27 protein-coding genes are annotated in these 23,184 nt (G+C 64.1%); 9 read left to right on the top strand and 18 right to left on the bottom strand.

Annotated elements, in window-relative coordinates:
- Window positions 1–3: 3 nt before the first annotated feature.
- Complete coding sequence (gene gspG, locus JFU04_RS10820) at window positions 4–453, bottom strand: type II secretion system major pseudopilin GspG (protein ID WP_120448220.1); 450 nt, start codon at window positions 451–453, stop codon at window positions 4–6.
- A 149-nt stretch (window positions 454–602) separates the two neighbouring features.
- Here gspG and gspI point away from each other — a divergent pair, with 149 nt between their 5' ends.
- Window positions 603–968: a type II secretion system minor pseudopilin GspI gene (gene gspI / locus JFU04_RS10815; RefSeq protein ID WP_106804366.1), complete on the top strand. Its 366-nt coding sequence runs from the start codon at window positions 603–605 to the stop codon at window positions 966–968.
- Here gspI and JFU04_RS10810 read toward each other — a convergent pair.
- Complete coding sequence (locus JFU04_RS10810; protein ID WP_201144050.1) at window positions 955–1,386, bottom strand: type II secretion system protein N; 432 nt, start codon at window positions 1,384–1,386, stop codon at window positions 955–957. The genes gspI and JFU04_RS10810 overlap by 14 nt on opposite strands.
- Before the next feature lie 93 nt (window positions 1,387–1,479).
- Here JFU04_RS10810 and JFU04_RS10805 point away from each other — a divergent pair, with 93 nt between their 5' ends.
- Window positions 1,480–1,932, top strand: coding sequence for a GspH/FimT family pseudopilin (locus tag JFU04_RS10805; protein ID WP_201144049.1), 453 nt, complete (start codon window positions 1,480–1,482; stop codon window positions 1,930–1,932).
- Complete coding sequence (locus tag JFU04_RS10800) at window positions 1,929–2,540, top strand: type II secretion system protein GspJ (RefSeq protein WP_201144048.1); 612 nt, start codon at window positions 1,929–1,931, stop codon at window positions 2,538–2,540. Before JFU04_RS10805 ends, JFU04_RS10800 begins: the two co-directional genes overlap by 4 nt.
- On the opposite strand, the gene JFU04_RS10795 is transcribed toward JFU04_RS10800, so the two are convergent.
- Genes JFU04_RS10795 through JFU04_RS10785 form a run of 3 tightly spaced genes read right to left on the bottom strand, consistent with a single transcriptional unit; the run spans window position 2,541 to window position 4,691 of the window.
- The gene (locus JFU04_RS10795) at window positions 2,541–3,467 is read right to left on the bottom strand and encodes a FecR family protein (RefSeq protein ID WP_201144047.1); all 927 of its coding nucleotides are present in this window, start codon (window positions 3,465–3,467) and stop codon (window positions 2,541–2,543) included.
- A 37-nt stretch (window positions 3,468–3,504) separates the two neighbouring features.
- Window positions 3,505–4,050 carry an RNA polymerase sigma factor gene (locus JFU04_RS10790; protein ID WP_016980117.1) on the bottom strand — a complete coding sequence of 182 codons (546 nt, stop codon included), beginning with the start codon at window positions 4,048–4,050 and terminating at the stop codon, window positions 3,505–3,507.
- Window positions 4,047–4,691, bottom strand: a complete 645-nt coding sequence (locus JFU04_RS10785) for a secretin and TonB N-terminal domain-containing protein (protein WP_065905909.1) — start codon at window positions 4,689–4,691, stop codon at window positions 4,047–4,049. The genes JFU04_RS10790 and JFU04_RS10785 overlap by 4 nt, the downstream gene beginning before the upstream one ends.
- Window positions 4,692–4,907: 216 nt before the next feature.
- Between JFU04_RS10785 and JFU04_RS10780 the strand changes: the two genes are divergently transcribed.
- Window positions 4,908–5,219: a hypothetical protein gene (locus JFU04_RS10780; RefSeq protein WP_201144046.1), complete on the top strand. Its 312-nt coding sequence runs from the start codon at window positions 4,908–4,910 to the stop codon at window positions 5,217–5,219.
- A gap of 4 nt (window positions 5,220–5,223) precedes the next feature.
- On the opposite strand, the gene JFU04_RS10775 is transcribed toward JFU04_RS10780, so the two are convergent.
- Window positions 5,224–5,829 (bottom strand): hypothetical protein, encoded by a 606-nt coding sequence (locus JFU04_RS10775; protein WP_201144045.1) that lies wholly within the window; start codon window positions 5,827–5,829, stop codon window positions 5,224–5,226.
- A gap of 72 nt (window positions 5,830–5,901) precedes the next feature.
- On the opposite strand from JFU04_RS10775, the gene JFU04_RS10770 reads away from it, so the two are divergent.
- The gene (locus tag JFU04_RS10770; RefSeq protein ID WP_201144044.1) at window positions 5,902–7,506 is read left to right on the top strand and encodes an SMEK domain-containing protein; all 1,605 of its coding nucleotides are present in this window, start codon (window positions 5,902–5,904) and stop codon (window positions 7,504–7,506) included.
- Between the two features lie 69 nt (window positions 7,507–7,575).
- On the opposite strand, the gene JFU04_RS10765 is transcribed toward JFU04_RS10770, so the two are convergent.
- The 8 genes from JFU04_RS10765 to JFU04_RS10730 form a co-directional block, all read right to left on the bottom strand.
- On the bottom strand, window positions 7,576–8,820 hold the full coding sequence (locus tag JFU04_RS10765; protein WP_201144043.1) for an OprD family porin: 1,245 nt from the start codon (window positions 8,818–8,820) through the stop codon (window positions 7,576–7,578).
- Between the two features lie 88 nt (window positions 8,821–8,908).
- Window positions 8,909–10,294 carry a tripartite tricarboxylate transporter permease gene (locus tag JFU04_RS10760; RefSeq protein WP_120448214.1) on the bottom strand — a complete coding sequence of 462 codons (1,386 nt, stop codon included), beginning with the start codon at window positions 10,292–10,294 and terminating at the stop codon, window positions 8,909–8,911.
- On the bottom strand, window positions 10,294–10,776 hold the full coding sequence (locus JFU04_RS10755) for a hypothetical protein (protein WP_201144042.1): 483 nt from the start codon (window positions 10,774–10,776) through the stop codon (window positions 10,294–10,296). Before JFU04_RS10755 ends, JFU04_RS10760 begins: the two co-directional genes overlap by 1 nt.
- Window positions 10,777–10,827: 51 nt before the next feature.
- Window positions 10,828–11,223 carry a hypothetical protein gene (locus JFU04_RS10750; protein ID WP_065905899.1) on the bottom strand — a complete coding sequence of 132 codons (396 nt, stop codon included), beginning with the start codon at window positions 11,221–11,223 and terminating at the stop codon, window positions 10,828–10,830.
- 2 nt (window positions 11,224–11,225) lie between these two features.
- Entirely contained in the window at window positions 11,226–11,681 is a 456-nt protein-coding gene (locus tag JFU04_RS10745; RefSeq protein WP_106804375.1) for an FAS1-like dehydratase domain-containing protein, read from the bottom strand.
- On the bottom strand, window positions 11,678–12,904 hold the full coding sequence (locus tag JFU04_RS10740) for a CaiB/BaiF CoA transferase family protein (RefSeq protein ID WP_201144041.1): 1,227 nt from the start codon (window positions 12,902–12,904) through the stop codon (window positions 11,678–11,680). Before JFU04_RS10740 ends, JFU04_RS10745 begins: the two co-directional genes overlap by 4 nt.
- A gap of 17 nt (window positions 12,905–12,921) precedes the next feature.
- Entirely contained in the window at window positions 12,922–13,818 is an 897-nt protein-coding gene (locus JFU04_RS10735; protein WP_201144040.1) for a hydroxymethylglutaryl-CoA lyase, read from the bottom strand.
- 2 nt (window positions 13,819–13,820) lie between these two features.
- Window positions 13,821–15,107 (bottom strand): hydroxymethylglutaryl-CoA reductase, degradative, encoded by a 1,287-nt coding sequence (locus JFU04_RS10730; RefSeq protein ID WP_065905891.1) that lies wholly within the window; start codon window positions 15,105–15,107, stop codon window positions 13,821–13,823.
- Window positions 15,108–15,241: 134 nt separating this feature from the next.
- On the opposite strand from JFU04_RS10730, the gene JFU04_RS10725 reads away from it, so the two are divergent.
- On the top strand, window positions 15,242–16,618 hold the full coding sequence (locus JFU04_RS10725) for an aminotransferase-like domain-containing protein (protein ID WP_201144039.1): 1,377 nt from the start codon (window positions 15,242–15,244) through the stop codon (window positions 16,616–16,618).
- Window positions 16,619–16,841: 223 nt separating this feature from the next.
- Window positions 16,842–17,405, top strand: a complete 564-nt coding sequence (gene mntP / locus JFU04_RS10720; RefSeq protein ID WP_065905888.1) for a manganese efflux pump MntP — start codon at window positions 16,842–16,844, stop codon at window positions 17,403–17,405.
- A gap of 45 nt (window positions 17,406–17,450) precedes the next feature.
- Here mntP and JFU04_RS10715 read toward each other — a convergent pair whose 3' ends face one another.
- Window positions 17,451–18,518 carry an NAD(P)-dependent alcohol dehydrogenase gene (locus JFU04_RS10715; RefSeq protein WP_065905886.1) on the bottom strand — a complete coding sequence of 356 codons (1,068 nt, stop codon included), beginning with the start codon at window positions 18,516–18,518 and terminating at the stop codon, window positions 17,451–17,453.
- 149 nt (window positions 18,519–18,667) lie between these two features.
- On the opposite strand from JFU04_RS10715, the gene JFU04_RS10710 reads away from it, so the two are divergent.
- A complete protein-coding gene (locus JFU04_RS10710; protein ID WP_201144038.1) occupies window positions 18,668–19,486 on the top strand; it encodes an alpha/beta fold hydrolase in 819 nt (272 codons plus the stop codon).
- A gap of 146 nt (window positions 19,487–19,632) precedes the next feature.
- Window positions 19,633–20,631 (top strand): NAD(P)H-quinone oxidoreductase, encoded by a 999-nt coding sequence (locus JFU04_RS10705; protein WP_201144037.1) that lies wholly within the window; start codon window positions 19,633–19,635, stop codon window positions 20,629–20,631.
- Between the two features lie 34 nt (window positions 20,632–20,665).
- Here the strand turns inward: JFU04_RS10705 and JFU04_RS10700 are convergent, their stop codons facing one another.
- The 3 genes from JFU04_RS10700 to JFU04_RS10690 form a co-directional block, all read right to left on the bottom strand.
- Window positions 20,666–21,790 (bottom strand): alkene reductase, encoded by a 1,125-nt coding sequence (locus tag JFU04_RS10700; protein ID WP_201144036.1) that lies wholly within the window; start codon window positions 21,788–21,790, stop codon window positions 20,666–20,668.
- 80 nt (window positions 21,791–21,870) lie between these two features.
- Window positions 21,871–22,548 (bottom strand): type 1 glutamine amidotransferase domain-containing protein, encoded by a 678-nt coding sequence (locus JFU04_RS10695; RefSeq protein WP_201144035.1) that lies wholly within the window; start codon window positions 22,546–22,548, stop codon window positions 21,871–21,873.
- Complete coding sequence (locus JFU04_RS10690; RefSeq protein WP_201144034.1) at window positions 22,545–23,174, bottom strand: TetR/AcrR family transcriptional regulator; 630 nt, start codon at window positions 23,172–23,174, stop codon at window positions 22,545–22,547. Before JFU04_RS10690 ends, JFU04_RS10695 begins: the two co-directional genes overlap by 4 nt.
- Window positions 23,175–23,184: the final 10 nt, after the last annotated feature.

The raw sequence follows: 23,184 nt of genomic DNA, 5'->3' as shown, positions 1-23,184 counted from the left end.
GCCTTACAACTGCCAGGAGCCGATATCGGCATTCACGCCGTCGCCATCCGGTTGGCCGTCGGCCCCCAGCGAGAACACATCGACCTCACCATTGGCGCCCGGATTGAGGTAGTGATAAGGGTTGCCCCACGGGTCGTTGGGCAGGCGCTCGAGGTAGGCGCGCCAGTTGCTGTTCTTCGCATCCGCCGGGCGCTCCACCAGCACCTTCAGGCCCTGGTTCATGCTCGGGTAGGTGCCGTGGTCCAGCCGATACAGCTTGAGGGCTTGCATCAAGCCGCCGATGTCCTGTTTCGCCGCCGTGGCCCGCGCCTGGTCCGGGCGATCCAGGACCTTGGGCACCACCATCGCCGCCAGGATCCCGAGGATGACCACCACCACCATGATCTCGATCAAGGTGAAGCCACGCTGGCCGCGAGGCCCTGGCAATGGGGATTTGAGGCGCGCGATATCCATCTCGACATTCCTTGGCTTGAGTGCATTTCGTGGCGCAGTGTTGCAAGAACACATGTCAGTCGTATTGAAAATCCTCGGGAGTTTCGGTCGCCAATCGGTCAACTCCCGGCGCTAGTCTGCGGGCCTGTTTCCAGGCTTTCGAGACCCCCATGGACAGCCGTCGCAAGGCGCAAGGCTTTACCCTGATCGAGGTGCTGGTGGCGCTGGCGATCATTGCCGTGGCCATGGCCGCAGCCGTGCGCGTGGCCGGGTTGATGACCCAGAGCAATGGCCTGCTGCGCGACAAGTCCATCGCCTTATTGGCAGCGCAGAGCCGCCTGGCCGAGTTGCGCCTGGAAGGCCACTTGCGCAGCGGCAAAAAGACCTTCGACTGCGACCAGGGCCGCTTGCAGCTGCGCTGCGAACAAACCATCAGCGCCGATGGCGCACTGTTTCACGTGCATGTGCAGGTGCTCGACGCCCGCCGCGAAGCGCCGCCGCTGGCGCGCCTGGACACACAGGTCAGGGTCGAGTGAGCAGCGGCAGCGCAGGCCCGTCCGGCAACTTGTCGAGCTTCACGCGCAGCTTCTCGCCGCCGCGCTCGATCTCCACGCCGTCGCCTTCAATGGCCGTCAGGCGCACGCCGGGGCTGAGGCGTTCACCCAACAAAAAGCTGCGGGGCGGGCCGTCGTTGAGGCTGAGGATCGCCACGGCACCGCGTGCCCCGGCCAGCACACCCGAGACCTTGACCTGCACTGCCGACGGCGCAGTCGAGAACCATTGCAGCGCCGGGTTATCACTGCGCGCCGCGAGGGCCTGGGGCGTGGCCGCCGGTGTGTGGGATTCGGCCGACGTGAGCAGCAGCGGCGTCCAGACCGCCACACCGGCCAATGCCGCCAGCACCGCCAGTGCCTGCACCCCGTGGGCCGGTGAAAAACGAAGGGCAAATGCCATGAGTAGGACCTCCTGTTTGTCCGTGGCACCAGCCTACAGCTCAATTCGCACGTTTTTATTTCAGCTCCTCTCCAGTTCTCCAGGTGCCCTGCGATGAAACAACACGGCTTCACCCTGATTGAGTTGATGGTGGTATTGGTGATCATCGGCATTGCCAGCGCCGCCATCAGCCTGACCATCAAGCCCGACCCACTGCACCTGCTGCGCAAGGACGCCGAGCGCCTCAGCCAACTGCTACAAATCGCCCAGGCCGAAGCCCGCACGGACGGCCGCCCGATCACCTGGCGCGGGGATGCCGAGGGCTTTCGCTTCAACCGCCGCAGCGACGACGGCAGCGGCATCGAAACCTTCCAGGGCGACGACCCACTGCGCCCGCGCCTATGGGAAAGCACACCGATGCAAATCACCGTCGAACCGCGCCAGCGCCTGGTACTCGATGCCGAATGGATCAGCCCAGCGCTGCGCGTGGTGCTTTCCGACGGCCAACACAGCCTCAGCCTGCAACGCGACGCCCAAGGCTTGATGCGCGTGGTGAGCCAGCCATGAACACCTCCCAACAGGGCTTCACGCTGATCGAAGTAATGGTCGCGATCATGCTCATGGCGCTGGTCAGCGTCATCGCCTGGCGCGGGCTGGACAGCGTCACCCGCGCCGACCAGCACCTGCAGGCCAGCAGCGAACAGACCGAAGTGCTGCTGCGCGCACTGAACCAGATGCAACGCGACATCAGCCTGCGCGCCAGCGTCGAACTGAACGCCCCGGATCCCTCCAGGAACAACGAAGAAAAGGTTGATGGACTGGCGGCCGTGACAGTGCGCAGTTCCGACAGCAAAGGGTTTCGGCTGGACATCATTCGCAGCGCCCCCGTCGCCGGGGATGGCCTGCAACGGGTACGTTGGTGGCTCAAGGGCGACCGTTTGTATCGCGCTGCGGCGCCTGCACGGGATCGCTATCCGTTGCCGGCGGCGAAGGATGCGGTGGTGGTGCTGACAGGGGTCAGTGATCTGCAGGTGCGGGTGTGGGAGGCGGATAAGGGCTGGCGGCAGCTGAGCGGGAATCGGCGTGAGGATCCGCTGGGGATGGAGATCAGTCTGGTCCGGGAGACGCCCCAAGGTGCGGAGCGCTATCGGCAGGTGGTGGGGCCGTTGAAGTGATTAACTCAACAACACCACCCCACCCGGCAACTCCGTGCACTTGGCCCCATACGCATCCCGAATCAACAACGCCACTCCCGCCAACTGCTGCAGGCTGAACCGTGCCTGCACGCGGCGTTGGCCAAGTTGCTTGTTGAGCAGCACCAGCATGCCGGGGCGGTAGCGGTTGATCTCGTCCACCACCGTCGCCAGTGTGGCGTTGTTGAACACCAGCACCTGTTCGCGCCAGGCCACCACCGCCTGGGTATCCACCACCGCGGCTTCGCCCATGCCGGCGGCGCTGTAGGTGAGTTGCCGTCCACCTTCCAGGCGCACGCTGCGGCCGGCGACGTCCACCGAGAGCCAGCCTTCGATACAGGTCACGCAGACGGTCTGATCGGTGTTGCGCAGGTTGAAGCGTGCCTGTGCCGCACTCACCGCGCCTGCGCCGGCCAGGACCTGGAGTGGCTGCGCGGTATGGGCGAGCACTTCGACTTCGCCTTCAAGCAGTTCGATGCCCTGCCCCACTCGGCTGATGCGCGTCTGGGTGTTGAGTTCCAGGCTGATGCCGTCGCTCAACAGCACTTGTCGCTGCTCGCCGACCTCGGTGCGGTAGTCCGCCGTCAGGCCAGCGAAGCCGCCGGGCGAGCCGACGTGCACCATGACCACGGCTGCCGATGCGGCTATCGCGCCGCCGAGGAAAGCGCGCCGGCCGAAATGACGCGGCTGCGCCACTTGCGCGGCGGCCGGGGCCAGTTGCTGCCATACCACCTTGGCCTGCTCGAACGCCTGGGCGTGCTCGGGGCTTTGCGCGCACCACGCCTTGAGCGCCTTGGCGTCGGCCACGGTGGCACGGCCCGAGGTCAGCAGGACCAGCCAGTCGCGGGCTTCATCGTGCAGGGGGCTGGCGGCGGTTTCCCGGGCGGTGGAGAGGCTAAAAATATTCAAGCGCGCACATACTCACGGATTTATCAGGGACTCGACACTAAGACGGTTTTCCGGCCCCGGGACCGAACCGCTGGATCACTTTTCTTTCCAGGCGCTTGGCGCAGTGGCCGAGGGCGGCCTTGATTTCCTTCTCGACCATACGCGTGGAAATGCCGAAACGCTGGGAGATTTCCAGGTGCGGTGCCTCTTCCAGGCGCGCGGCGATGAGGATCTTGCGACGACGCGCCGGCAGCTCGTAGAGCGCCTTGACCAGGGACTGGATTTCTTTCTGGCCGCCGACCACGCGCGAGGGGTCCTGGGCTTCGTCGGCGCTTTGCAGCAGCTCTTCCACTTCACTGCCGGTGAGCAGGCGCGCATCGGCCTGGCGGCGGTCGGCGGCGATGTTCAAGGCCATGCGGTAGAGGTAGGCGTTGGGTTGTTGCAGGTTCGGCGGCACGTCCATGCGGTCGACCCGCAGATAGGTTTCGTGCAGGACGTCATTGGCCAGGTCTTCCGACCCCAGGCGCTTGCGCAAACGCACCTTGAAGTCTTCGTAGGAGGCCAGGAACAAGCTGACCATCGTGCTGTGCCCGGTATTTTTCATCCGCCCGAGGCTCCTTTGACTGCTGTGCATTCCATGCGCATTCCTGTTGTGTCGGGCATCAAAAGTAAAGTCACCGGCTGGCGCAGCGAGCTTGGCGCCGGGCGTTCCACCCGCGCCGTGCCCAGGCTGCGGACCAGTGCTTCATCGCGTTGTTCATCGCCGGTGGAGCTGACCAGCCGGCTGTGTTCGATGACCCCGTCAGGATTGACCCAGACCTGCACCAGCGCGCGAAAACTGCCGGGACGGGTCACCGGCGACCGGCACAGGCTGGCTTCGATGGCCTGCTGCACGGCGGTGGCATAACTGCTGTTGATCCGCGCCGCCTGACGGGCCGCCGCACCACGCGCTGCCGGCGGCTGGCTGACCTGCGGCACCTGCAAGGTAAACGCATCGCTGCGTGCGTAACGCGCCATCAGCCCGCTCCCTGTCAGCAACATCGCCAGCGCCTCAGGCGCCGTGAAGCGCCCGCGCACGCCGATGGAACGCCGGCCCCGGGTCAACTCGCGGTCGACCAGCACCGCCATGCCCGTGGCGCGGCTGTAGGCTTGCAGGGCGTGCTCGAGGTCTTGTGCCGGCAGGTTCAGCGCCAGCGGCGGTGTCTCGGCCCGCGCCGCGCCGCCGCCCGCCAGCAGCAACAGCAAGACCAGGACGCATCCGGCGCGCCTCCAGGCTCCCTGTTCACCCCCTGCTCTGCATCGCTGCACGGCCGACGCGCCCTAGAAAACCGTCATCCTGAGGCCAGTTTATGAACCTGATGTTACGGTGATAGCAAAAAAAACATCACGGTGACGAGAGGCCCGCTGCACTAGACTTGCCAGGCACAACGGCCCACACCCCGGGCCCGCCAGGAGGCACTGATGAAGCATTTACCGACCCTCGCCAGCCTGTTGCTGTGCGCCGCCCTGCCCTTGCTCGCCCAGGCCGACAATGCCCCGGGTGGCTGCGCCGAAGTCGCGGTGGATGGCTACAAGGCGCCGGACTACGGGTGCCTGAGCCAGCAGATGGGCAGCGAGACGAATGCAACCAAGGCCGCGCAGAAGAATCGCGAGGCGCAGAGCATCCCGGTAGAGCGGCGCCAGCCGAACAAGGTCGGCCTGGCCACTCCGGCGGCGACCAGCGTGCGCATGGGCAACACCTTCGGTACGTCGGTGAAGCCGCAGCGACCGTGAGGGATCACCTTCGATAGAACACGCCGCAGGAAACTTCCTTGTACAGGTGGTCGGTCCACCCTGAGTTGTGCACGTAGATCTGCCGGCCTGGTCGACAGTTGTTGATGCCGGAATCATTAACCATGTCCTCGTGCCAATTCGCATAGATCAGCAAGCTTTCGATTTCTCGGATGGTGCCCGGGTCATCCCGGCCCACCTGAAAAGTCGGCACACCCAGGCACAGGCTGAACGTGACGCCTGGATGGTTGGCGCGCAGCCTGGCCAGGCGCTGCACGTGGTCGGCCTGCCGATGACGCACGGCGGCGGTTTGCTTGTAGGTCATCCCGATGTAGTAAGGCCACCACTCTCGGTCGACCCTCGCGACGATGGCATAGAAATAGGCGTAGTCATTTTCCGGGATGCCGTTGGAAAACAGCAGGTCGTGGGGCGCGGGGGTGTCCAGGCAATGTCGACATTGACGTCGAAATAATCCGGCCAGGAAGCTGTAAACGTCTCGCCAATCATCTGATCTCCTATCGGGCCGTCCTCTCCGGGCACCGGCCAATACCGTCCATCTCTTTCCTGGCGCACCCCGCGCAGTGCCCGTGGCCGCCAGACGAAGGCCGGACAATAACCGAGATCATGGCCCTGAGCCACCACTGCTGGCACACTCCACGTTCCACTTGCAGCAGCACGGCCCGCCATGAACGACACACTGGTTTCTCGCAATGCACAACTTGATCAACTGGCCCTGATGCTGGTGGTGTTCAAGCACTACGTCGAGATGAAAAAAAATGCCCAGCTCCTGGACACCGCCCGGCTGGCCGAATCGGTGATCGCTGAGCTGATGTCGCACTTGTGCGGCATGGGCGGCTTCATCGACCTGAACAAGGACTACCCCAACCACCCTGGCATAGACCTGTTGTCCGACGATGGCACTGTGGGGGTGCAAGTCACCGTGACGCGCACTCCGCGCAAAGTCAAAGACACCCTCGACCACGTCCCGGCCCTGCCCGCCACGCTTCAAAAGCTCTACCTCGTGATGGTCTGTGGCCGGCAGAAAAACTACCGGGCGGCTTCGATCGCTCAACACGCTCATGCTGCCGGCATCTGCTTCGATCCCAAGACCGACATTCTCGATCTGGAGGGGTTGTTTGAAATGGCCCGGCACAACAGTCAGGCGCACATAGACAAAGCCATACAGCGACTCGAAAAAGAAATGGGCCACCGCGCGCTGAGCCTGCTGGGCAGTTTCAACAAAAATGCCGACCGTGTCCTGCAGGTGATCCTGGCTCACGGGGTGCGAGGACCGGCGTTCAATGAGCTGCTCGACATTGACCCCTGGGTCGCGCCGCCCCGCCTGACCACTCCCGATGCCCTGCAACCCTGGCTGACACCGGCCAATTGCGCGACCATCGCCGAGCAATTCAATGTGCCGCCGAGCTGGCTGGACGGCGCCGACGACCGCACGGGCGATTATTACGACAGCTCACCCTGGCGCACCTCGGGCGATGTCATGGGGCTGCTGGCAACGATCGCCGAACGCTACCGCAGCGCGCACTTCCATATCGTGATTGCCGACGACATCGACACCCCCTTCGACTGCTTCCACGAAACGTCGCCGGGGGAATGGGAGGTGCCCTTGCTGGTGTTCTACAAAGCGCACGGACCCTACGGCGATGTCTATGCGCATTTAGGGGTACAGCCTTGGAATGTGCTGCATCACCGTCAGGCCGCGTTCTTTCTGGCCACCGCCATTCGCGACTTTGCGCGCCAGGGCTTGGGCCATTTCAGCGTCGAGTGGGAGCAGTGGCCGCACGACGACATCCTCGCCAGTTGCACCGGTACGCTATTGGCCGAGCTGGTGCCAAACCGACGCGGGCGACCGCTGGACGAGCGCGACTGGATTCGTTTCGATGGCCGCTGGCAGTTCCCCGGCCGACCGGACCTGACCACAGCGTTCAACGATGAGTATCTGCCCACCGTGCTGCATGGATTCCAGCGCCTGCAACAGCGCCAGCACCGATTTCGCGTGCTGCAGGAATATGTCGATACCCAAGTCGCCTGGAGTGCCCTCGCGGCCCCGGCACCCGGCGCCAAGCGTGTCGACGGCTATGCGGCGTGTGACATCGCACAGATCTGCCACGTGCCCTTGCGCTGCGCCGACGCCCTGGGCAACGAGCATGAACTGTCGGTAGACAAGGCGCGCGAACTGATCGATGAGCAACTGGAGATGGCCGCTGCGGACCCGAAAAAGCGCTTCGTCTTCCTCGATATCCGCGTCGATCCGGCGCGCGCAGACAGTTAGCACCGGGCTCGGATTGTCTGGGGCGGATATCGGCAGGCACGCCGGGCGGCGTGCCTGCCGATCAGTGGCTTAGAGCAACGACAGCGGGTAGCTGATGATCAACCGGTTCTCATCGAACTCATTGGTGCTGAAGTCCCGGCGCAGGGTCGAATTGCGCCAGCGCACGTTGAGGTTGCGAGCCGGCCCGCTCTGCACCACATAGGCCAGTTCGGACTCGCGCCCCCACTCCTTGCCATCGGTGATCGCGCCGACATGCGCGTTGTCGCCACGGATATAGCGGTTCATCAAGGTCAGGCCCGGCAGGCCCTGGGCGGCGAAATCATAGTCGTAGCGTACCTGCCACGAGCGCTCCTTGGCCGCGTCGTAGCTGGAGTTATAGCTGTCGTTGGCCAGGCTGGTGCCGGCCGTGCCGTTGACGCGCATCCAGCCGTTGTCGCCGGACATGCGCTGGGCGCCCAGGTAAAAGGTGTGCGCGCCAGTACGCGCCGAGAGCATCGCCGACATCGCGCGGTTGTCCAGGTTGCCTGCCAGGGCCTTGGCGTTTTCTTCACCGGAGAAATAGCCGAGGTTGGCGCCCAGTACCCAGCTGCCCACCGGTTGGCTGTGGGTCAGGTTGAAGTAGCGCTGCTGGTAGATGTCCGCCAGTTCCGAGTACCACACGCCGAGCTGGGTCTTCTTGTCGTTGAACTGGTATTCGGCACCGCCGAAGTTGAAGCGGTCGGAGGTGGCATCGGGGCGCCCGGCCATGAACATGTCGTCCATGCTCGCGTCGTTGCGCGGGCTGTTGGCACGAAACTGGCCGCCGTACAGGCTCAGGCCGCTGATCTCCCTGGACGTCAACTGCGCGCCACGGAAGGTCTGGGTCAGCGAGCGGCCATCGTCGGACCGCAGCACCGGCAAGGCCGGCGCCCACTCACCGGCCTTGAGTTCGGTGTTCGACAGCTTGGCCTTGAGCGCCACGCCGAGCCGTCCGAAATCATCCGCCGGACGCCCGTCATCGTGCACCGGCAACAGCTGGGTATTGGCCGTGCCCTTGCCGCCGTCGAGCTTCACCGAGTACAGGCCCAGCACGTCGACACCCAAGCCGACCACGCCGGCGGTGTAGCCCGAGCGTGCGTCGAGGATAAAGCTCTGGGTCCACTCCTCGGCCTTGGCCTGCGGGTAGGCGCCATTGACGAAGTTGCGGTTGAGGTAAAAATTGCGCAGGTTCAGCGAGGCCTTGCTGTCGTCGATAAAGCCGTCGGCATAGCTGCTGCCGGCCGTGAAGACCAGGCAGGTGAGCACCACAGGGTTGGCACGTAAAAGGATCTTCATTGTTATTATTCCTTTTCGGGAGGCGAACGCCTCCCGTCGCAGATAACGGGTATCTGTTGGCTTGAGAGATAAGGTGAGGTGGAGCGGTTTAGTTGCCGGTCAACGCAATGATCGCCGGCACCGTCAGCACGGCGGTGTAATAGCCCATGAACTGCACGCCGATGTTGAAACCCAGGAAGCGTGCGAGGAAGCCGCCGAGCAGGCCCACGGTGACAATCACCATCAACCCCAGCAGCCCGCCTTCCCAGATACCGATCACCAGCACCAGGCCGATAAAGGTCGCGATCACCGCTTCATGGCTGATCTTGCGCACCACAAAGGCGGCGGCGCCGTGGGCAAAGTTCATCGTGAACGGGTACGCGACCAGGATCGCCACGATCACCGCGAGCATGCCGTAGCCGAGGAATTCCCAGGTGTTGAGCAGGTTGTGCAGGTTGTTGATCTCGCCGGTGGCGTTGTCGACGAAGAAGCGCGGCGGTGCGTTGAACAGTGGCGCGGCCGGGCCGGCGGCCACCGGGCTCAGCGGCAGCCCGAAGGCCATCAGCGGGATCAGGGTTTCGGCGATGTAGGTCGACTCGGTGACGCCGTTACGCGCGGTGATCACCGTGGTCAGGCGGTCATAGGCCTGTTTGATCCGCGAGCCGATCACTTCGCCCATGATCACCGTCATCGCCACCGGGCTGAACACGAAGGTGGCGCTGGAAACGCTGGCAGCCATGGCCGTGACGCGCACCTGGCGCGGGTTGATGACCTTGAACGGGTTGGGAAAGTAGCCGCTCCAGCCCTTCACGTCCGGGGCCAGGGAAAACACCCGGTAGTGGTCCCGACGCATGCGCTGGCGCTCACTGGGTGCCAACAGCGAGAACAGCGAGGCAATCAACGGCGCCACGGCGATGCCGAGGAAGTAACTCACCGACAGCTTGACCCCGTATTGCCCGGTCAGCGCCTGCAACGCGACGATCACCACCACAAACGGCACCAGCGCCAGCACGGCGGCCCAACGCCCGGCAGAGAAATAGGCAATGGTGAACGCCGCGCACAGGAACACCCACGGCGCGAACTGCTTGATCACCGCACCGAACGGCGCCAGCAGCACCGCGAACAGCACCGACAACGGCACGGCGATCAACGCCGCCACCGCGCCACCGGAGATCATCTTGCGCAGGGCAATATGCGGCACGCCGAGTTTGCGCAGGTAATTGGCATCCGCCAGCAGGGCCGTGGCCGAGGTATCGCCGGGAATCCCCAGCAGCGCGGTCGGCACGGCATGCGTCATGTGCTTGGCCACGGCGCCGGCCAGGAAGAATGTCAATACCCCGGCCGGCGGCGCGCCCAGCAGCACCACCAGCATGGTCAGCGGTGCGAGCGTGGTGGTCTCATCCGTGCCGGAGACCAGGCCGATGGCTGCGAACACCACCGCGCCGAGCAGCCCAAGGGCGAAGGCCATCATGATTTCATGCAACAAGACTTCCATCACCCGCGCCCTCCGCTGAGGCTGGGAGTCAGTGCCGGGGCCTGGGCGACCGGCACGTTTTCTTCACGGGCCTGGGCTTCCCGGAACAGCTCATACAACTCCAGCTCGCGCAGTTCGGCGATTACCTCGGCGGACAAGTCCTCGAGGCGCCCGAGGCTGCCGTATTCCTTGAGCAGGTCAGCCACCACTTGTTCGCGAAAGCTCTGGTCGGCGACGTTTTCCTGCACGTCGCGCTTGGGTGCAAACAGCCTGGCACTGATGGCGCCACCGGCCAGGCAGCCGAGAATGCCGATCAGCATGGCGTAGGCTCGCGCCATCTGCGCCGACTCCACCAGGTGGTGCAGCACTTGCTGCGCGGCGAAGTAGGCGCCCAGGCTGACCACCGCGCCAATGCCGATGGACATCGCCAGGTCACGGCCATCAATGGTGTCGCCCCAGACCTCGTAGAGGTTTTGCCTTTTCGGCGGTAAACGTTGCTGCATGGTGCCCTCCGGCCCTTTCGGGCTTGTTGTTTTTATAGGGGGGTGAAACGTTCAGGGTCGGCGCAGCGTGGCGCGCCCCACGGTGGTGGCCTGGCCCTGTTGATTGACGATCTGCAACGCCAGCGTGATGCGTTCGCCCTCCACGGCCTGGATTTCACCGTGGGCGGTCAACACGTCACCGACGTAGGCGGCGCGCCGATTGCTGTACTCGAAGGCCAGCAGTTCGTCGCTGTCCTCCATCCAGTCGTAGAGCAACTGCGTCAGCCAATCGCCCTGCAACGGGCCATCGACCAGCAACGCCGGATGGCCTTCCTGGTGCTGCGCGTACAGCAGGTCATAGTGAATACGGTGGGCATTCCAGATCGCCGCGTTGTACAGGAACAGTTGCACGGTGCCCGGCGTGTATTGCCGTGACGGCAAGGCCTGGCCGATGTCGAGGGTGGGCATGATTATCTCGCTATCCGGGTCAGGTATTCGGTCACCAGCGGCTCGCCCGCCTCGTTCTCGAAACGGTTTTCGAACACCAGGAAAATCAGCGGCCCTTCGGCGCCCTGTTTTTCGTGGATGTCCACCAGGGTCTGGCGGCACACCAGCACATCGCCGGGGTAAATGCGCCGATGCACTTCATAGCGGCTGCCGCCGGCGAGGATGCGCTTGAGCGGCAGCTCGGGCAGCAACGGGCTGTCCGGGCAATGGCCGTCTTCACGCAGGTGGTCGAGGGGCAGCACCGGCATCAGCACGCTGAACAAAAACATCAGCGGCGCTTCATCACCGGCGAGGAACCGCGCCTGGCGCTGCCCGGTGGCGACCGCGTATTTACGGATATCCTGGCGGTTGACTTGAAAACGCACCGGTGCCAATGCCTGGCCGATGCAGCCTGTGATTTCGGCGGTAAGCAGGCTCAAATCACACCTCGCCGGACCAGGTCCTCGTACTGCGCTGCGTCCAGGCCCAGCCAATCGCGGTAGACCTGCTGGTTATGCTGGCCGACACCCGGCGCGCTGGCGCCCTTCTCCAAGGTGCCGCCGGAGAGCTTCACCGGGTTGCCGAACACCTCGAAATGCGCGCCCTGGCATTCGACGCTGACCACCATGTCACGCTCGCGCACATGCGGATCGGCGACCACTTCATCCATGCTCTTGATCGGCGACAGCGGGAAGCGGTCGCCGGTCAGGGCTTCCAGCTCGGCCTTGGTGTGCGCCGCGCACCAGCCTTCGACGATGGGCTTGACCCGCCGCAGGTAAGTGGCCTGCTCGAAACGCTTGGCCATGGTGTCGATTTCCGGATCGCTGGCCAACGCCGCATCACCGAAGGCATGGCAGGCCTCGCGCCAGAACTTGTCCGTGTAGGCGCCGAAAAACACAAAGCCGTCCTTGCACGCATAGCGCCCGTAGGGTTTGACGAACGGATGGCCGTTGCCGGTCGGGCCGACCACTGCGCCGGTCTCGGTGTAGGTGACCAGGGCGTTTTCGGTCAGCGAGATAATCGAGTCCTGCTGGGATACGTCCACCAGTTGCCCCTGGCCGCTGCGCTCGGCCTCACGCAAGGCACCCAGGGTGCCAATCGCGGCATACAGGGCAGCGGACAGATCCCCCAGCACGGTGCCGACGCGCATCGGCTCTTCCACGGTGCCATTCATCGACCACAGCCCGCCGGCGGCCTGGGCGCTGCTGTCGAACGCCGGGCGCGACGAGTTCGGCCCATGCTGGCCGAAGCCGCTGATGGCGGTGAACACCAGCGCCGGGTTGACCGCCTTGAGCACCTTGTAGCCCAGGCCCAGCTTGTCCATGGTACCGGGGCGGAAGTTCTCGATGACGATATCGGCCTTGCGCACCATGTCGAGGAAAGTCGCCTTGCCGTCGGCGTGCTTGAGGTCCAGGCACACCGCCTGTTTGTTGCGGTTGAACTGGGCGAAGAAACCGCTGACTGGCGCGTGGCTGCTGCGGCTCATGGGCGGGAATTCACGGGTCAGGTCGGGGTCGGTGGGGTGCTCGATCTTGATCACCGTGGCGCCCATGTCCGCCAGCAGCATGGCGCAGTACGGCCCCGCCACTACACGGGTGAGATCGAGGATAGTCACGCCCTTGAGCGGGCCGAAGCCGGCCAGGGTGTCGGTAAGAGGGTTCATGGGTTCTCCACTTATTGTTATTGGGGACGTGCACGCAGCGCCTTGGCCACCCGCGATTCGCCGGTGCGTTGCAGCCGCTTATCAATAAAGACGGCTACCTCCAGCAGTTTTGCAAGGTCGACGCCGGTGGCGATGCCCTGCCCCTCAAATAGATACACCAGTTCCTCGGTCGCGACGTTGCCGGTGGCCCCCGGAGAATAAGGGCAGCCGCCCAGCCCCGAGACCGAGCTGTCGAACACCCGCACCCCGGCCTGCCACGCCGCCTGCACATTGGCCACGGCCATGCCGTAGGTGTCATGGAAATGCCCGGCCAGGGCACTCAGCGGCACTGCGTCGGCACAGGCCTGGATCAACCGCGTGGTCGCGCCCGGCGTGCCGGTGCCGATAGTGTCGCCGAGGCTGACTTCGTAGCAGCCCATGGCGTACAGCGCCTGGGTCACCGCGACCACCTGCGGCACCGGCACTGCGCCGTTGAACGGGCAGCCGAGCACACAGGATACGTAGCCACGCACCGCCACGCCGGCTTCCAGGGCCTTGGCCAACACCGGTTCGAAGCGCTCCAGGCTCTGGGCAATCGAACAGTTGATGTTCTTCTGCGAAAACGCTTCGGACGCCGCCGCAAATACCGCCACCTCACGGCAACCGGCGGCCAGGGCCATGTCCAGGCCTTGCAGGTTGGGTACCAGCGCGGTGTAGGTCACGCCATGGCGCTCGCCCAGGCCACGCAGCACGGCAGCGGAATCGGCCATCTGCGGCACCCAGCGCGGCGACACGAAGGCCCCCGCCTCAATGGTGCGCAAGCCAGCATCGGCGAGGCGTTCCACCAGCGCGATGCGGGTCTCCACCGACAGGCTGCGCGCTTCATTCTGCAAGCCGTCGCGCGCGCCCACTTCCACCAGCCGAACGCTGTTCATGCTCACTGCCCGCGCTTGTCGAGCAACAGCGCCCGGGCACTGTCGGCGCGCACGTCATGGGTGGCGACCATGCGCTCGACCAGCCACTGCACTTCGTCCCCACGGGCACCAGCGGACAGCGCCACATTGCGCGCATGCAATGCCATGTGCCCGCGCTGGATGCCTTCGGTGGCCAGCGCGCGCAACGCGCCGAGGTTCTGCGCCAGGCCGACCGCCACGGCGATTTCACCGAGTTCCTGGGCGCTTTTCACCCCAAGGATGCGCAGGGACAACTGCGCCAGTGGATGGGTCTTGGTGGCGCCGCCGACCAGGCCGAGCGGCATGGGCATCTCCAGGGTGCCGACCAGGTGGCCCTCGCGATCTTTCTCCCACGTGGTCAGCGACCCATAGTGCCCGCTGCGGCAGGCATACGCGTGCGCCCCCGCCTCTACCGCGCGCCAGTCATTGCCGGTGGCGACCACCAGCGGGTCGATGCCGTTCATGATGCCTTTGTTATGGGTGGCGGCGCGGTACGGGTCGATGGCGGCGAAGGTGTAGGCGTCGATCACCCCTTCGATCACCTCTTCACCGCTGTACTCGGCGGTGGCCAGGTGCTGCGGGGCAATGCGCAACTGGGCACGGCACAAACGCAAATCGGCCAGGTTCGACAGGATGCGCAGGCGCACCTTGCCGCCGGTAAGACGCTCCATCAGCGGCGCCACGGCCTCGGCCATGGTGTTGACCGTGTTGGCGCCCATGGCGTCGCGCACGTCGACGATCAGGTGCGCCACCAGCATCGGCCCGCGCGGGCTGTCGGCGAAGGTGTGCACCTCGATATCGCGGCAGCCGCCGCCCAGGGTGTTGAGCAACTGGTCCTTGCTGTTGGCCAGGGCGATGATTTCATCTTTGTTGCGCAGCAGGCTCAGCCGCGCATTGAACGGGTCGCTGATGCCGATGATCTGCACCTGCGCGCGCATCAGTGGCGCGCTGCTGGAAGTCTGGAAACCGCCGGCCGGGCGCGTCAGCTTGGCCATGAACGAAGCGGCAGCCACCACCGACGGCTCTTCCACCACCAGCGGGATCACCACGTCACGACCATTGATGCGGAAGTTGCTGGCCACGGCATACGGCAATTCGAATTTGCCGATGACGTTTTCGATCATGCCATCGGCAATTTCCAGGGGCAGCGCACCGGCGTCACGCAGCAGCGCCACATCGTCATTGCTCAAGCCGAGCAAGGGTTGCAGGTGTTCAAGACGCTGGCGCGGGGACAGGCTGCGGAAGTTGGGCAAGCGGGAATCGATGGGCATTAAGGGGCTCCTCAAGGAGTCATTTGTTATTGGATGCCGCCAAATTGCCCCATCTGTAGCCTTGAAAGAAGGTACAGTTTTGCCGGACAGTTCAGCCACTGTACCCATAACAAGAACCCACAAGGAATTGCAGCATGTCGCGCCCGACCCTCGCGCAACAGGTGGCCAGCGCCATCGCCCAGCAAATCACCGACGGCGCCCTCAAGGCCGGCGAGAAGCTGCCATCGCTGCGCGAATACATGCGCCTGCATGGGCATTCCAAGAACACCGTGATCACCGCCTACGAGCACCTGGCCGCCGACGGACTGGTGGAGGCGCGCCATGGCCAGGGCTTTTTCGTGATCAAGCGCGTGGCCCACACCAGCGAAGACGAAGAGAGCCAACCCTACAACCGCGCCCTCGACACCATCTGGATGATGCGCCAGCAATTTGTGCGCGACCCGGGCCACTCGCACCTGGGCGAAGGCTTCCCGCCGGTGGAATGGCTGATGGACATGCGCCTGGACAAGTTCCACCGCCAGGTGGTGCGCGCCGGGGTGACCACGCTGTTTCGCTACGGCACACGCCTGGGCAACGCCGGGCTGCGCGCACGCCTGGTGCAAAAGCTGGCGGACTACGCGCTGCCGGTGTCGCCGCGCCAACTGGTGACCACCTTGGGTGCCAACCATGCGATGGACTTGATCATCCGGCGCTACCTCAACCCCGGCGACCCGGTGCTGGTCGAAGATCCCGGCTACTACCCGCTGTTCGGCAAACTGCAGTTGCAGGGCGCGCGCATGTTCGGCGTGCCGCGCGAACCCGACGGGCCGAACCTGCAGGCGCTGGAGCAGTTGATCAAGGCCCATCGCCCGCGCCTGTTTTTCCTGCAGTCGATCGGCCACAACCCCACCGGCTCGGACCTGTCCCCGGCCAAGGCGCACCAGTTGCTGCGCATCGCCGAGACCTACGACCTGCTGCTGGTGGAAAACGATGCGATGGCCGACTTCAAGCCCAGTTCGGCGATCAAGCTGTCGGCCCTCGACCAGCTCACCCGCACCTTGTACGTCGGCAGCTTTTCCAAATCGGTGTCGGCAGCCCTGCGCGTGGGCTTTATCGCTGGCAGCAAGCAGCGCGTCGAGGAGCTGGCGGACATCAAGATGATCCTGCACAACAGCGGCGCCGAGTACAGCGAGCGCACCATCGACGTGATCCTCGGCGAAGGGCACTTCCTGCGCCACCTTTCGCGCCTGCAGGATCGCCTGCGCCACGCCACCGCCCGAGGCCTGGCACTGCTCGACGAACTCGGCGCCGAGGTGTTCTGCCGGCCCGAGCAGAGCCTGTACCTGTGGGCCCGCTTCCCGACTGTCGAGGATGCCAACGCCCTCACCCGCCTGTGCCTGGCCCAGGGCGTGATGCTCGCGCCGGGGGCGATCTTTTCCACGCAACCGAAGAACACAGTACCGTGGACGCGCCTGAACGTGGCTTACCTGGATGACCCGGTGTTCTGCCGGATCATCCGTGAACTGCAATAAGGCCTTTTGACAAATTTTTCATCTACGCTCGCCTAAGATCGCCCACCTCGTTGGGGAGTAACCTGCTTCTGATCCTGTCGGAAGCGTTCGTATCAACATATTCGGCAACCTGCCGTGGTGCGAACACCGTCTTTTCGGTTGGTGAGACCAGCGACACATCCATGCCTAAAGTCGGGCGTGTGGTTGTGTCGTTGTCTCATATAGCCCGACTGGAAGCCTGACCGTGAACCCCATTTCCCTGATCCTTCTCGCCCTTGCCATGTCCACGGACGCCTTCGCGGCGGCCATCGGCAAAGGCTCCAGCCTGCACAAGCCACGCCTGACCCAAGCCCTGCGCGCCGGCCTGATCTTCGGCGTGATCGAAGCCATCACCCCGATGATCGGCTGGGCCATCGGCCATGCTGCGACGCGTTGGGTGGAGAACTGGGACCACTGGATCGCCTTCACCCTGCTCGCGGTGCTGGGCCTGCACATGATCTACAACGGGCTCAAGGCCGACGATGAGGAGGCCGAAAAACCAACCCAGCATTCGTTCATGATCCTGGCGGTCACGGCATTTGCGACCAGTATCGACGCGCTGGCGGTGGGCGTGGGCCTGGCGTTTGTCGACGTGAATATCCTGGTGGCGTCCGCCGCGATCGGCCTCGCGACCATGACCATGGTGACCATCGGCATGATGCTGGGCCGGGTGCTGGGCACCGTGGTGGGCAAACGTGCCGAGATCGTCGGCGGCGTGGTGCTGATGCTGGTGGGTGCGACAATCCTGTACGAACACCTCTCAGCCTGAACAAAACTGCAGGAGCCGGCAAGCCGGCTCCTGCAGGGACGAGCCTCAGGCCGCGTGGCTTGCTTTCTTCAGGCTGTCCATATCGATCACGAATCGATACTTCACATCGCCCTTGAGCATCCGCTCATACGCCTCGTTGATCCCCTGGATATCGATCATCTCGATGTCCGAGACAATCCCGTGCTTGGCGCAGAAGTCGAGCATGTCCTGGGTCTCCTGGATCCCGCCGATCAACGAGCCAGCCAGGCTGCGGCGCTTGAAGATCAGGCCGAATACCGCCGGCGACGGGTGCGGACTGTCGGGCGCGCCGACCAGGGTCATGGTGCCGTCACGCTTGAGCAGGTTGAGAAACACATCCAGGTTATGCGGTGCAGCGACGGTGTTGAGGATGAAGTCCAGGCTGTTGGCGACCTTGGCCATTTCATCCGCGTTCTTCGACACCACCACCTGGTCGGCCCCCAGGCGCAGGCCGTCTTCGCGCTTGTTGGGTGAGGTGGTGAACAGTGTGACGTGTGCGCCCATCGCATGGGCGATCTTTACCGCCATATGCCCCAGGCCACCCAGGCCGACCACGCCGACTTTCTTGCCGGGGCCGACTTTCCAGTGGTGCAGCGGCGAGTAGGTGGTGATGCCCGCGCACAGCAGCGGCGCCACCGCTGCCAGGTTCGAATCATCGTGGGAGATGCGCAGCACGAACTTCTCCTTGACCACGATGCTGTCCGAATAACCGCCAAAGGTGTTTTCACCGCCGAACACCGGGCCGTTGTAGGTGCCGGTGAACCCGTTCTCGCAGTATTGCTCCTCGCCCTCGGCGCAGGACGCACAGTGCTGGCAGCTGTCGACCATGCAGCCGACGCCGGCGAGGTCGCCGACCTTGAATTTTTTCACGTTGGCGCCCACCGCTGTCACACGGCCGACGATTTCGTGGCCGGGCACCGAGGGATACAGGGTGTTGTTCCACTCATTGCGTGCGGTGTGCAGGTCGGAGTGGCAGACGCCGCAATACAGAATGTCGATCTGGACGTCCTCGGCCCCCGGCGCGCGGCGCTCGAAGGTGAAGGGCTTGAGGGCATCCTTGGCGTTCTGGGCGGCGTAGCTGTAAGTCTTGGCCATTTCGTTCACCTGTGTGATCTGACGGTAGAGGTCAGTGGACCAGCATAGACGCTGAACCGTTCAACCGAGCACACCGGTACAAGCCCTTCGTCCGGTTTCACGCAATAGTGCGCTAGAGTCTTTCAGCCCCCTCAACCAGGAGTTTTTGCATGAGCACATTTGTTGCAAAAGACGGTACCCAGATCTATTTCAAGGACTGGGGCAGCGGTAAACCGGTGTTGTTCAGCCACGGCTGGCCACTGGACGCCGACATGTGGGAATACCAGATGGAGTACCTCAGCAGCCGCGGTTATCGCACCATCGCCTTTGACCGCCGTGGCTTTGGCCGCTCGGACCAACCCTGGACCGGCAACGACTACGACACCTTCGCCGACGACATCGCCCAGTTGATCGAACACCTGGACCTCGAGGACGTGACCCTGGTGGGCTTCTCCATGGGCGGCGGCGATGTGGCCCGCTACATCGCCCGCCACGGCAGTGCACGGGTGGCCGGCCTGGTGCTGCTGGGCGCCGTCACCCCGCTGTTCGGCCAGAAGCCCGACTATCCGCAGGGTGTCCCGCTCGATGTGTTCGCAGGGTTCAAGACTGAGCTGCTGAAGGATCGCGCGCAGTTCATCAGCGATTTCAACGCACCGTTCTATGGCATCAACAAGGGCCAGGTCGTCTCCCAAGGCGTGCAGACCCAGACCCTGCAAATCGCCCTGCTGGCCTCGCTCAAGGCCACGGTGGATTGCGTCACCGCGTTCGCCGAAACCGACTTCCGCCCGGACATGGCCAAGATCGACGTACCCACCCTGGTGATCCATGGCGATGGCGACCAGATCGTGCCGTTCGAGACCACCGGCAAAGTGGCGGCGGAGTTGATCAAGGGCGCCGAACTGAAGGTGTACAAGGACGCGCCCCACGGGTTCGCGGTGACCCACGCCCAGCAGTTGAACGAAGACCTGTTGGCGTTCTTGAAACGCTGAGTTAATGTCTGCCTTTATCGGCCGGGCTTGCCCGGCCTTTTTTTTACGCGCTCGAATCTCGCGCGGTCGCCGGGCACGATCGTGCTGAACCGCCGCCCCCTCGCCACGGTCCCAACCCATACGTTCATCGCTGCAGGTAGGCTCAAATGACACTTCCCAAAGAAATGACCCTGATCGAAATCACCGCCCCCGGCGGCCCTGAAGTGCTGCAACCGCGCCGCGCCGATGTGCCGGTCGCAGGCCCCGGCGAGATCCTGGTCCGCGTGCATGCCGCCGGCGTCAATCGCCCGGATGCGTTGCAACGCGCCGGCAAGTACCCGATGAAACCCGGCATGAGCCCGATCCCCGGCCTGGAAATCGCCGGTGAAGTGGTGGCGCTGGGTGACGGTGTCAGCGAATACGCCGTGGGCGACAAGGTCTGCGCCCTGACCAATGGCGGCGGCTATGCACAGTTTTGCAGCGTGCCGGCCACCCAGGCGCTGCCGATCCCGCAAGGCATGGACTGGATTCAAGCCGCCGCCGTGCCGGAAACGTTCTTCACCGTGTGGGCCAACCTGTTCGGCCTGGGCGGCGCCCACGAAGGCCAGCGTGCGCTGATCCACGGCGGCACCAGCGGCATCGGCACCACCGCGCTGATGCTCTGCCGCGAGTTTGGCCTCCAGGCGTTTGCCACGGCCGGCAGTGCCGACAAGTGCGCCGCCATTGCCAAGCTGGGCGGCGAGCCGATCAATTACCGCGAGCAGGATTTTGCCCAGGTCATCGCCGAAAAAACCGCCGACAAGGGCGTCAACGTGGTGCTGGATATCATGGGCGGCTCGTACCTGAGCAATAACCTCAAGGCCCTGGCCATGGAGGGTCGCCTGGTGATGCTGGGCTTCCTCGGTGGCGGCAAGGGCAATGACGTCGACCTGCTGACCATCATGGCCAAGCGCGCGATCATCACCGGCTCGCTGCTGCGCTCGCGAACCAAGGACGAAAAGGCCGCGATTGCCGCGCAGCTGCGCGAGCACGTGTGGCCGGTACTGGCCGCCGGGCGCTGCCTGCCGATCATCGACAAAGTCTACGAATACACCGACGCGGCCCAGGCCCATGCGCGCATGGAAGGTGGGGACCACATCGGCAAGATCGTGTTGCGGGTGGAGTAATCAGCGGGCAACCCCTCCCGGATTGGCGGCGTGATTACCCGAGGTAGGTGGGGTAGTCGATATAACCTGCTTCTCCCCCACCGTACATCCCCTCTTCGCGCAGCGGATTCAACGGCCAGCCCTTGAAGATCCGCTGCGGCAGGTCCGGGTTGGCAATGAACGGCCGCCCGAATGCGATCAGGTCCGCCAGCCCGGTCTCGACCAGGCGCGCGCCGCGTTCGGCGGTGTAGCGCCCGGCGTAGATGATCCGCCCGCTGAACGTCTCGCGCACGGCCTGGCGGAAGCTGTCGGGCAGGTCGGGCGCGTTGTCCCAGTCGGCTTCGGCGATGGACAGGTAAGCAATACCGGACGCCTCCAGCACCTTGATCGCCTCGATATAGGTGTGATGCGGGTCTTCCTCGACCAGGCCGATGTACACGCGGTCCTGGTCGGTGCCGCTGAACAACGGCGAAAACCGCACGCCCAGGCGTTCCGGGCCGACCACCTGGCACACCGCTTCAACAATCTCGCGCAGGAACCGCAGGCGGTTATCCAGCGAGCCACCGTATTCATCATCACGCTGGTTGGCATGCGCCGAGATGAACTGGTTGACCAGGTAACCGTTCGCCGAGTGGATTTCCACCCCGTCAAAGCCGGCGTCCAACGCATTGCGGGCAGCCTGGGCGTACTGCGCGACCAATGCCTTGACCTCAAGCGTGGTCAAGGCGCGCGGCACCGGCGGTTGCTTCAGCTCGCCGACGCCAGGCCCGGTTTCGATAAAGGCCTTGGCCTGCAGCGCGGCAATCGCCGAGGGTGCGACCGGTGCCGCGCCCTCAGGCTGCAACGCGTTGTGCGACACACGGCCGACGTGCCACAGCTGGGCAAAGATCACCCCGCCGTCGGCATGCACGGCATCGGTGACCGTGCGCCAGCCATCAATCTGCGCCGCCGAATAAATCCCTGGCGTCCACGCGTAGCCCTGGCCACGGGGCTCGATCTGCGTGCCCTCGCTGACCATGAAACCGGCACCGGCACGCTGGCGGTAGTACTCGGCCATTAGCGCGGTGGCGATATCGCCAGGTTGCGCACTGCGCTGGCGGGTCAGGGGCGGCAGTACCACCCGGTTGTTCAATGTGTGGTGGCCGAGGGTGACCGGCGTACTTAAAACAGGCTGGGTCATGCGAAATTTTCCAAATTCAGGACGAACAAAAGCGTTGGCGACGCTTGCGCGTCGCCAAGGAGTGACTGCAGTTAATTAGCTCAGGCGGTGAGTTTCAGCAGGGCCTTGGCCACATCGCTGGAACTGGCAGGGTTCTGCCCGGTGATCAACAAACCATCTTCGAGGACAAAAGAAGCCCAATCAGCGCCCTTCTCATAGTGGCCGCCGAGTTTCTTGAAATCATCTTCGATCAGGAACGGCACCACGTCGGTGAGGCCCACTGCCGCTTCTTCCGAGTTGGAGAAGCCGGTGACGCGACGGCCCTTGACCAGCGGCTCGCCATTCACCGCCTTGACGTGACGCAAGGCCCCCGGTGCATGGCAGACAAAGCCGATGGGCTTGCCGGCACGTTCGAACGCCTTGATCAGCGCGATGGAGGTCGGCGATTCCGCCAGGTCCCACAGCGGGCCGTGCCCACCTGGGTAGAACACCGTGTCGAAGTCGTCCGCGTTGACCGTGTCCAGCTTGACGGTAGTAGCCAGCGCCTGCTGTGCAGCCGGGTCGGCGGCGAAGCGGCGGGTCTGCTCGGTTTGCGCATCCGGCTGGTCACTCACCGGGTCGAGCGGCGGCTGGCCGCCGGCCGGGGAAGCCAGCACCAGTTCGGCACCGGCGTCCTTGAACACGTAATACGGTGCAGCAAATTCTTCGAGCCAGAAGCCGGTCTTGCGGCCGGTGTCGCCAAGCTGGTCGTGAGAGGTCAGTACCATTAATACTTTCATTTTCCAGTGCCTCGATCGATGTGAATGTCAGGGTTTTCAGGGCGACCCAACAGCTGTCGGGTCAGCAACAACGCCTCGTCAAAAGGCGCGGGTGTGCGGGTGATCTTGCTCATGACGCTGGCGCCCAGCCATAACGCGTACAGCTGCCGGGCCAGGACCTGCGGGCTGTGTTCGAGCAACAGCGAGCCGTCCTGCACGCCGCGCTGCATGGCTACGGCGAGTAAATCGATGGTGCGTGAGGTGCCCCGCTGCAATGCCAGGCGCATGGGCTCTGATAGGTCTGACACCTCCGCACCGAGTTTGACGGCAAGGCATTTGCCGGCATCGGTGCAGCCCGTCTGGTTGTCGATCCAGCACTGCCAGTAGCGCATCAATTTGGCGTGCTGGGACAAACCCGACTGGTTGAACAGCTGTTCCATGCCCTGCACGTACTGGTCGAAGTAGGTGTCGAGCAGGACCACGCCAAACGCGTCCTTGGACGTGAAGTAGTGATAGAACGAGCCTTTAGGCACTTCGGCGGCTTGCAGTATTTCGTTCAGGCCGACCGCAGAAAATCCCTTGGCGCCGACAATCGGCCGTGCACTGTCAAGAATGATCTGCCGTGCACTTCTGGTTTCGTTGCTCATGTCTTCATCC

This window comes from Pseudomonas sp. TH21 (assembly GCF_016651025.1).
Taxonomy (GTDB): domain Bacteria; phylum Pseudomonadota; class Gammaproteobacteria; order Pseudomonadales; family Pseudomonadaceae; genus Aquipseudomonas; species Aquipseudomonas aylmerensis.
Note: the sequence above shows the minus strand (reverse complement) of the source record. Positions and strands in the feature narration are given on the sequence as shown.

Excerpts from the sequence above, each read along its gene's own strand:
- gspG (WP_120448220.1), bottom strand. The coding sequence starts at position 453 with ATGGATATCGCGCGCCTCAAATCCCCATTGCCAGGGCCTCGCGGCCAG.
- gspI (WP_106804366.1), top strand. The coding sequence starts at position 603 with ATGGACAGCCGTCGCAAGGCGCAAGGCTTTACCCTGATCGAGGTGCTG.
- JFU04_RS10810 (WP_201144050.1), bottom strand. The coding sequence starts at position 1,386 with ATGGCATTTGCCCTTCGTTTTTCACCGGCCCACGGGGTGCAGGCACTG.
- JFU04_RS10805 (WP_201144049.1), top strand. The coding sequence starts at position 1,480 with ATGAAACAACACGGCTTCACCCTGATTGAGTTGATGGTGGTATTGGTG.
- JFU04_RS10800 (WP_201144048.1), top strand. The coding sequence starts at position 1,929 with ATGAACACCTCCCAACAGGGCTTCACGCTGATCGAAGTAATGGTCGCG.
- JFU04_RS10790 (WP_016980117.1), bottom strand. The coding sequence starts at position 4,050 with ATGAAAAATACCGGGCACAGCACGATGGTCAGCTTGTTCCTGGCCTCC.
- JFU04_RS10780 (WP_201144046.1), top strand. The coding sequence starts at position 4,908 with ATGAAGCATTTACCGACCCTCGCCAGCCTGTTGCTGTGCGCCGCCCTG.
- JFU04_RS10770 (WP_201144044.1), top strand. The coding sequence starts at position 5,902 with ATGAACGACACACTGGTTTCTCGCAATGCACAACTTGATCAACTGGCC.
- JFU04_RS10765 (WP_201144043.1), bottom strand. The coding sequence starts at position 8,820 with ATGAAGATCCTTTTACGTGCCAACCCTGTGGTGCTCACCTGCCTGGTC.
- JFU04_RS10760 (WP_120448214.1), bottom strand. The coding sequence starts at position 10,294 with ATGGAAGTCTTGTTGCATGAAATCATGATGGCCTTCGCCCTTGGGCTG.
- JFU04_RS10755 (WP_201144042.1), bottom strand. The coding sequence starts at position 10,776 with ATGCAGCAACGTTTACCGCCGAAAAGGCAAAACCTCTACGAGGTCTGG.
- JFU04_RS10750 (WP_065905899.1), bottom strand. The coding sequence starts at position 11,223 with ATGCCCACCCTCGACATCGGCCAGGCCTTGCCGTCACGGCAATACACG.
- JFU04_RS10740 (WP_201144041.1), bottom strand. The coding sequence starts at position 12,904 with ATGAACCCTCTTACCGACACCCTGGCCGGCTTCGGCCCGCTCAAGGGC.
- JFU04_RS10735 (WP_201144040.1), bottom strand. The coding sequence starts at position 13,818 with ATGAACAGCGTTCGGCTGGTGGAAGTGGGCGCGCGCGACGGCTTGCAG.
- JFU04_RS10730 (WP_065905891.1), bottom strand. The coding sequence starts at position 15,107 with ATGCCCATCGATTCCCGCTTGCCCAACTTCCGCAGCCTGTCCCCGCGC.
- JFU04_RS10725 (WP_201144039.1), top strand. The coding sequence starts at position 15,242 with ATGTCGCGCCCGACCCTCGCGCAACAGGTGGCCAGCGCCATCGCCCAG.
- JFU04_RS10715 (WP_065905886.1), bottom strand. The coding sequence starts at position 18,518 with ATGGCCAAGACTTACAGCTACGCCGCCCAGAACGCCAAGGATGCCCTC.
- JFU04_RS10710 (WP_201144038.1), top strand. The coding sequence starts at position 18,668 with ATGAGCACATTTGTTGCAAAAGACGGTACCCAGATCTATTTCAAGGAC.
- JFU04_RS10705 (WP_201144037.1), top strand. The coding sequence starts at position 19,633 with ATGACACTTCCCAAAGAAATGACCCTGATCGAAATCACCGCCCCCGGC.
- JFU04_RS10700 (WP_201144036.1), bottom strand. The coding sequence starts at position 21,790 with ATGACCCAGCCTGTTTTAAGTACGCCGGTCACCCTCGGCCACCACACA.
- JFU04_RS10695 (WP_201144035.1), bottom strand. The coding sequence starts at position 22,548 with ATGAAAGTATTAATGGTACTGACCTCTCACGACCAGCTTGGCGACACC.
- JFU04_RS10690 (WP_201144034.1), bottom strand. The coding sequence starts at position 23,174 with ATGAGCAACGAAACCAGAAGTGCACGGCAGATCATTCTTGACAGTGCA.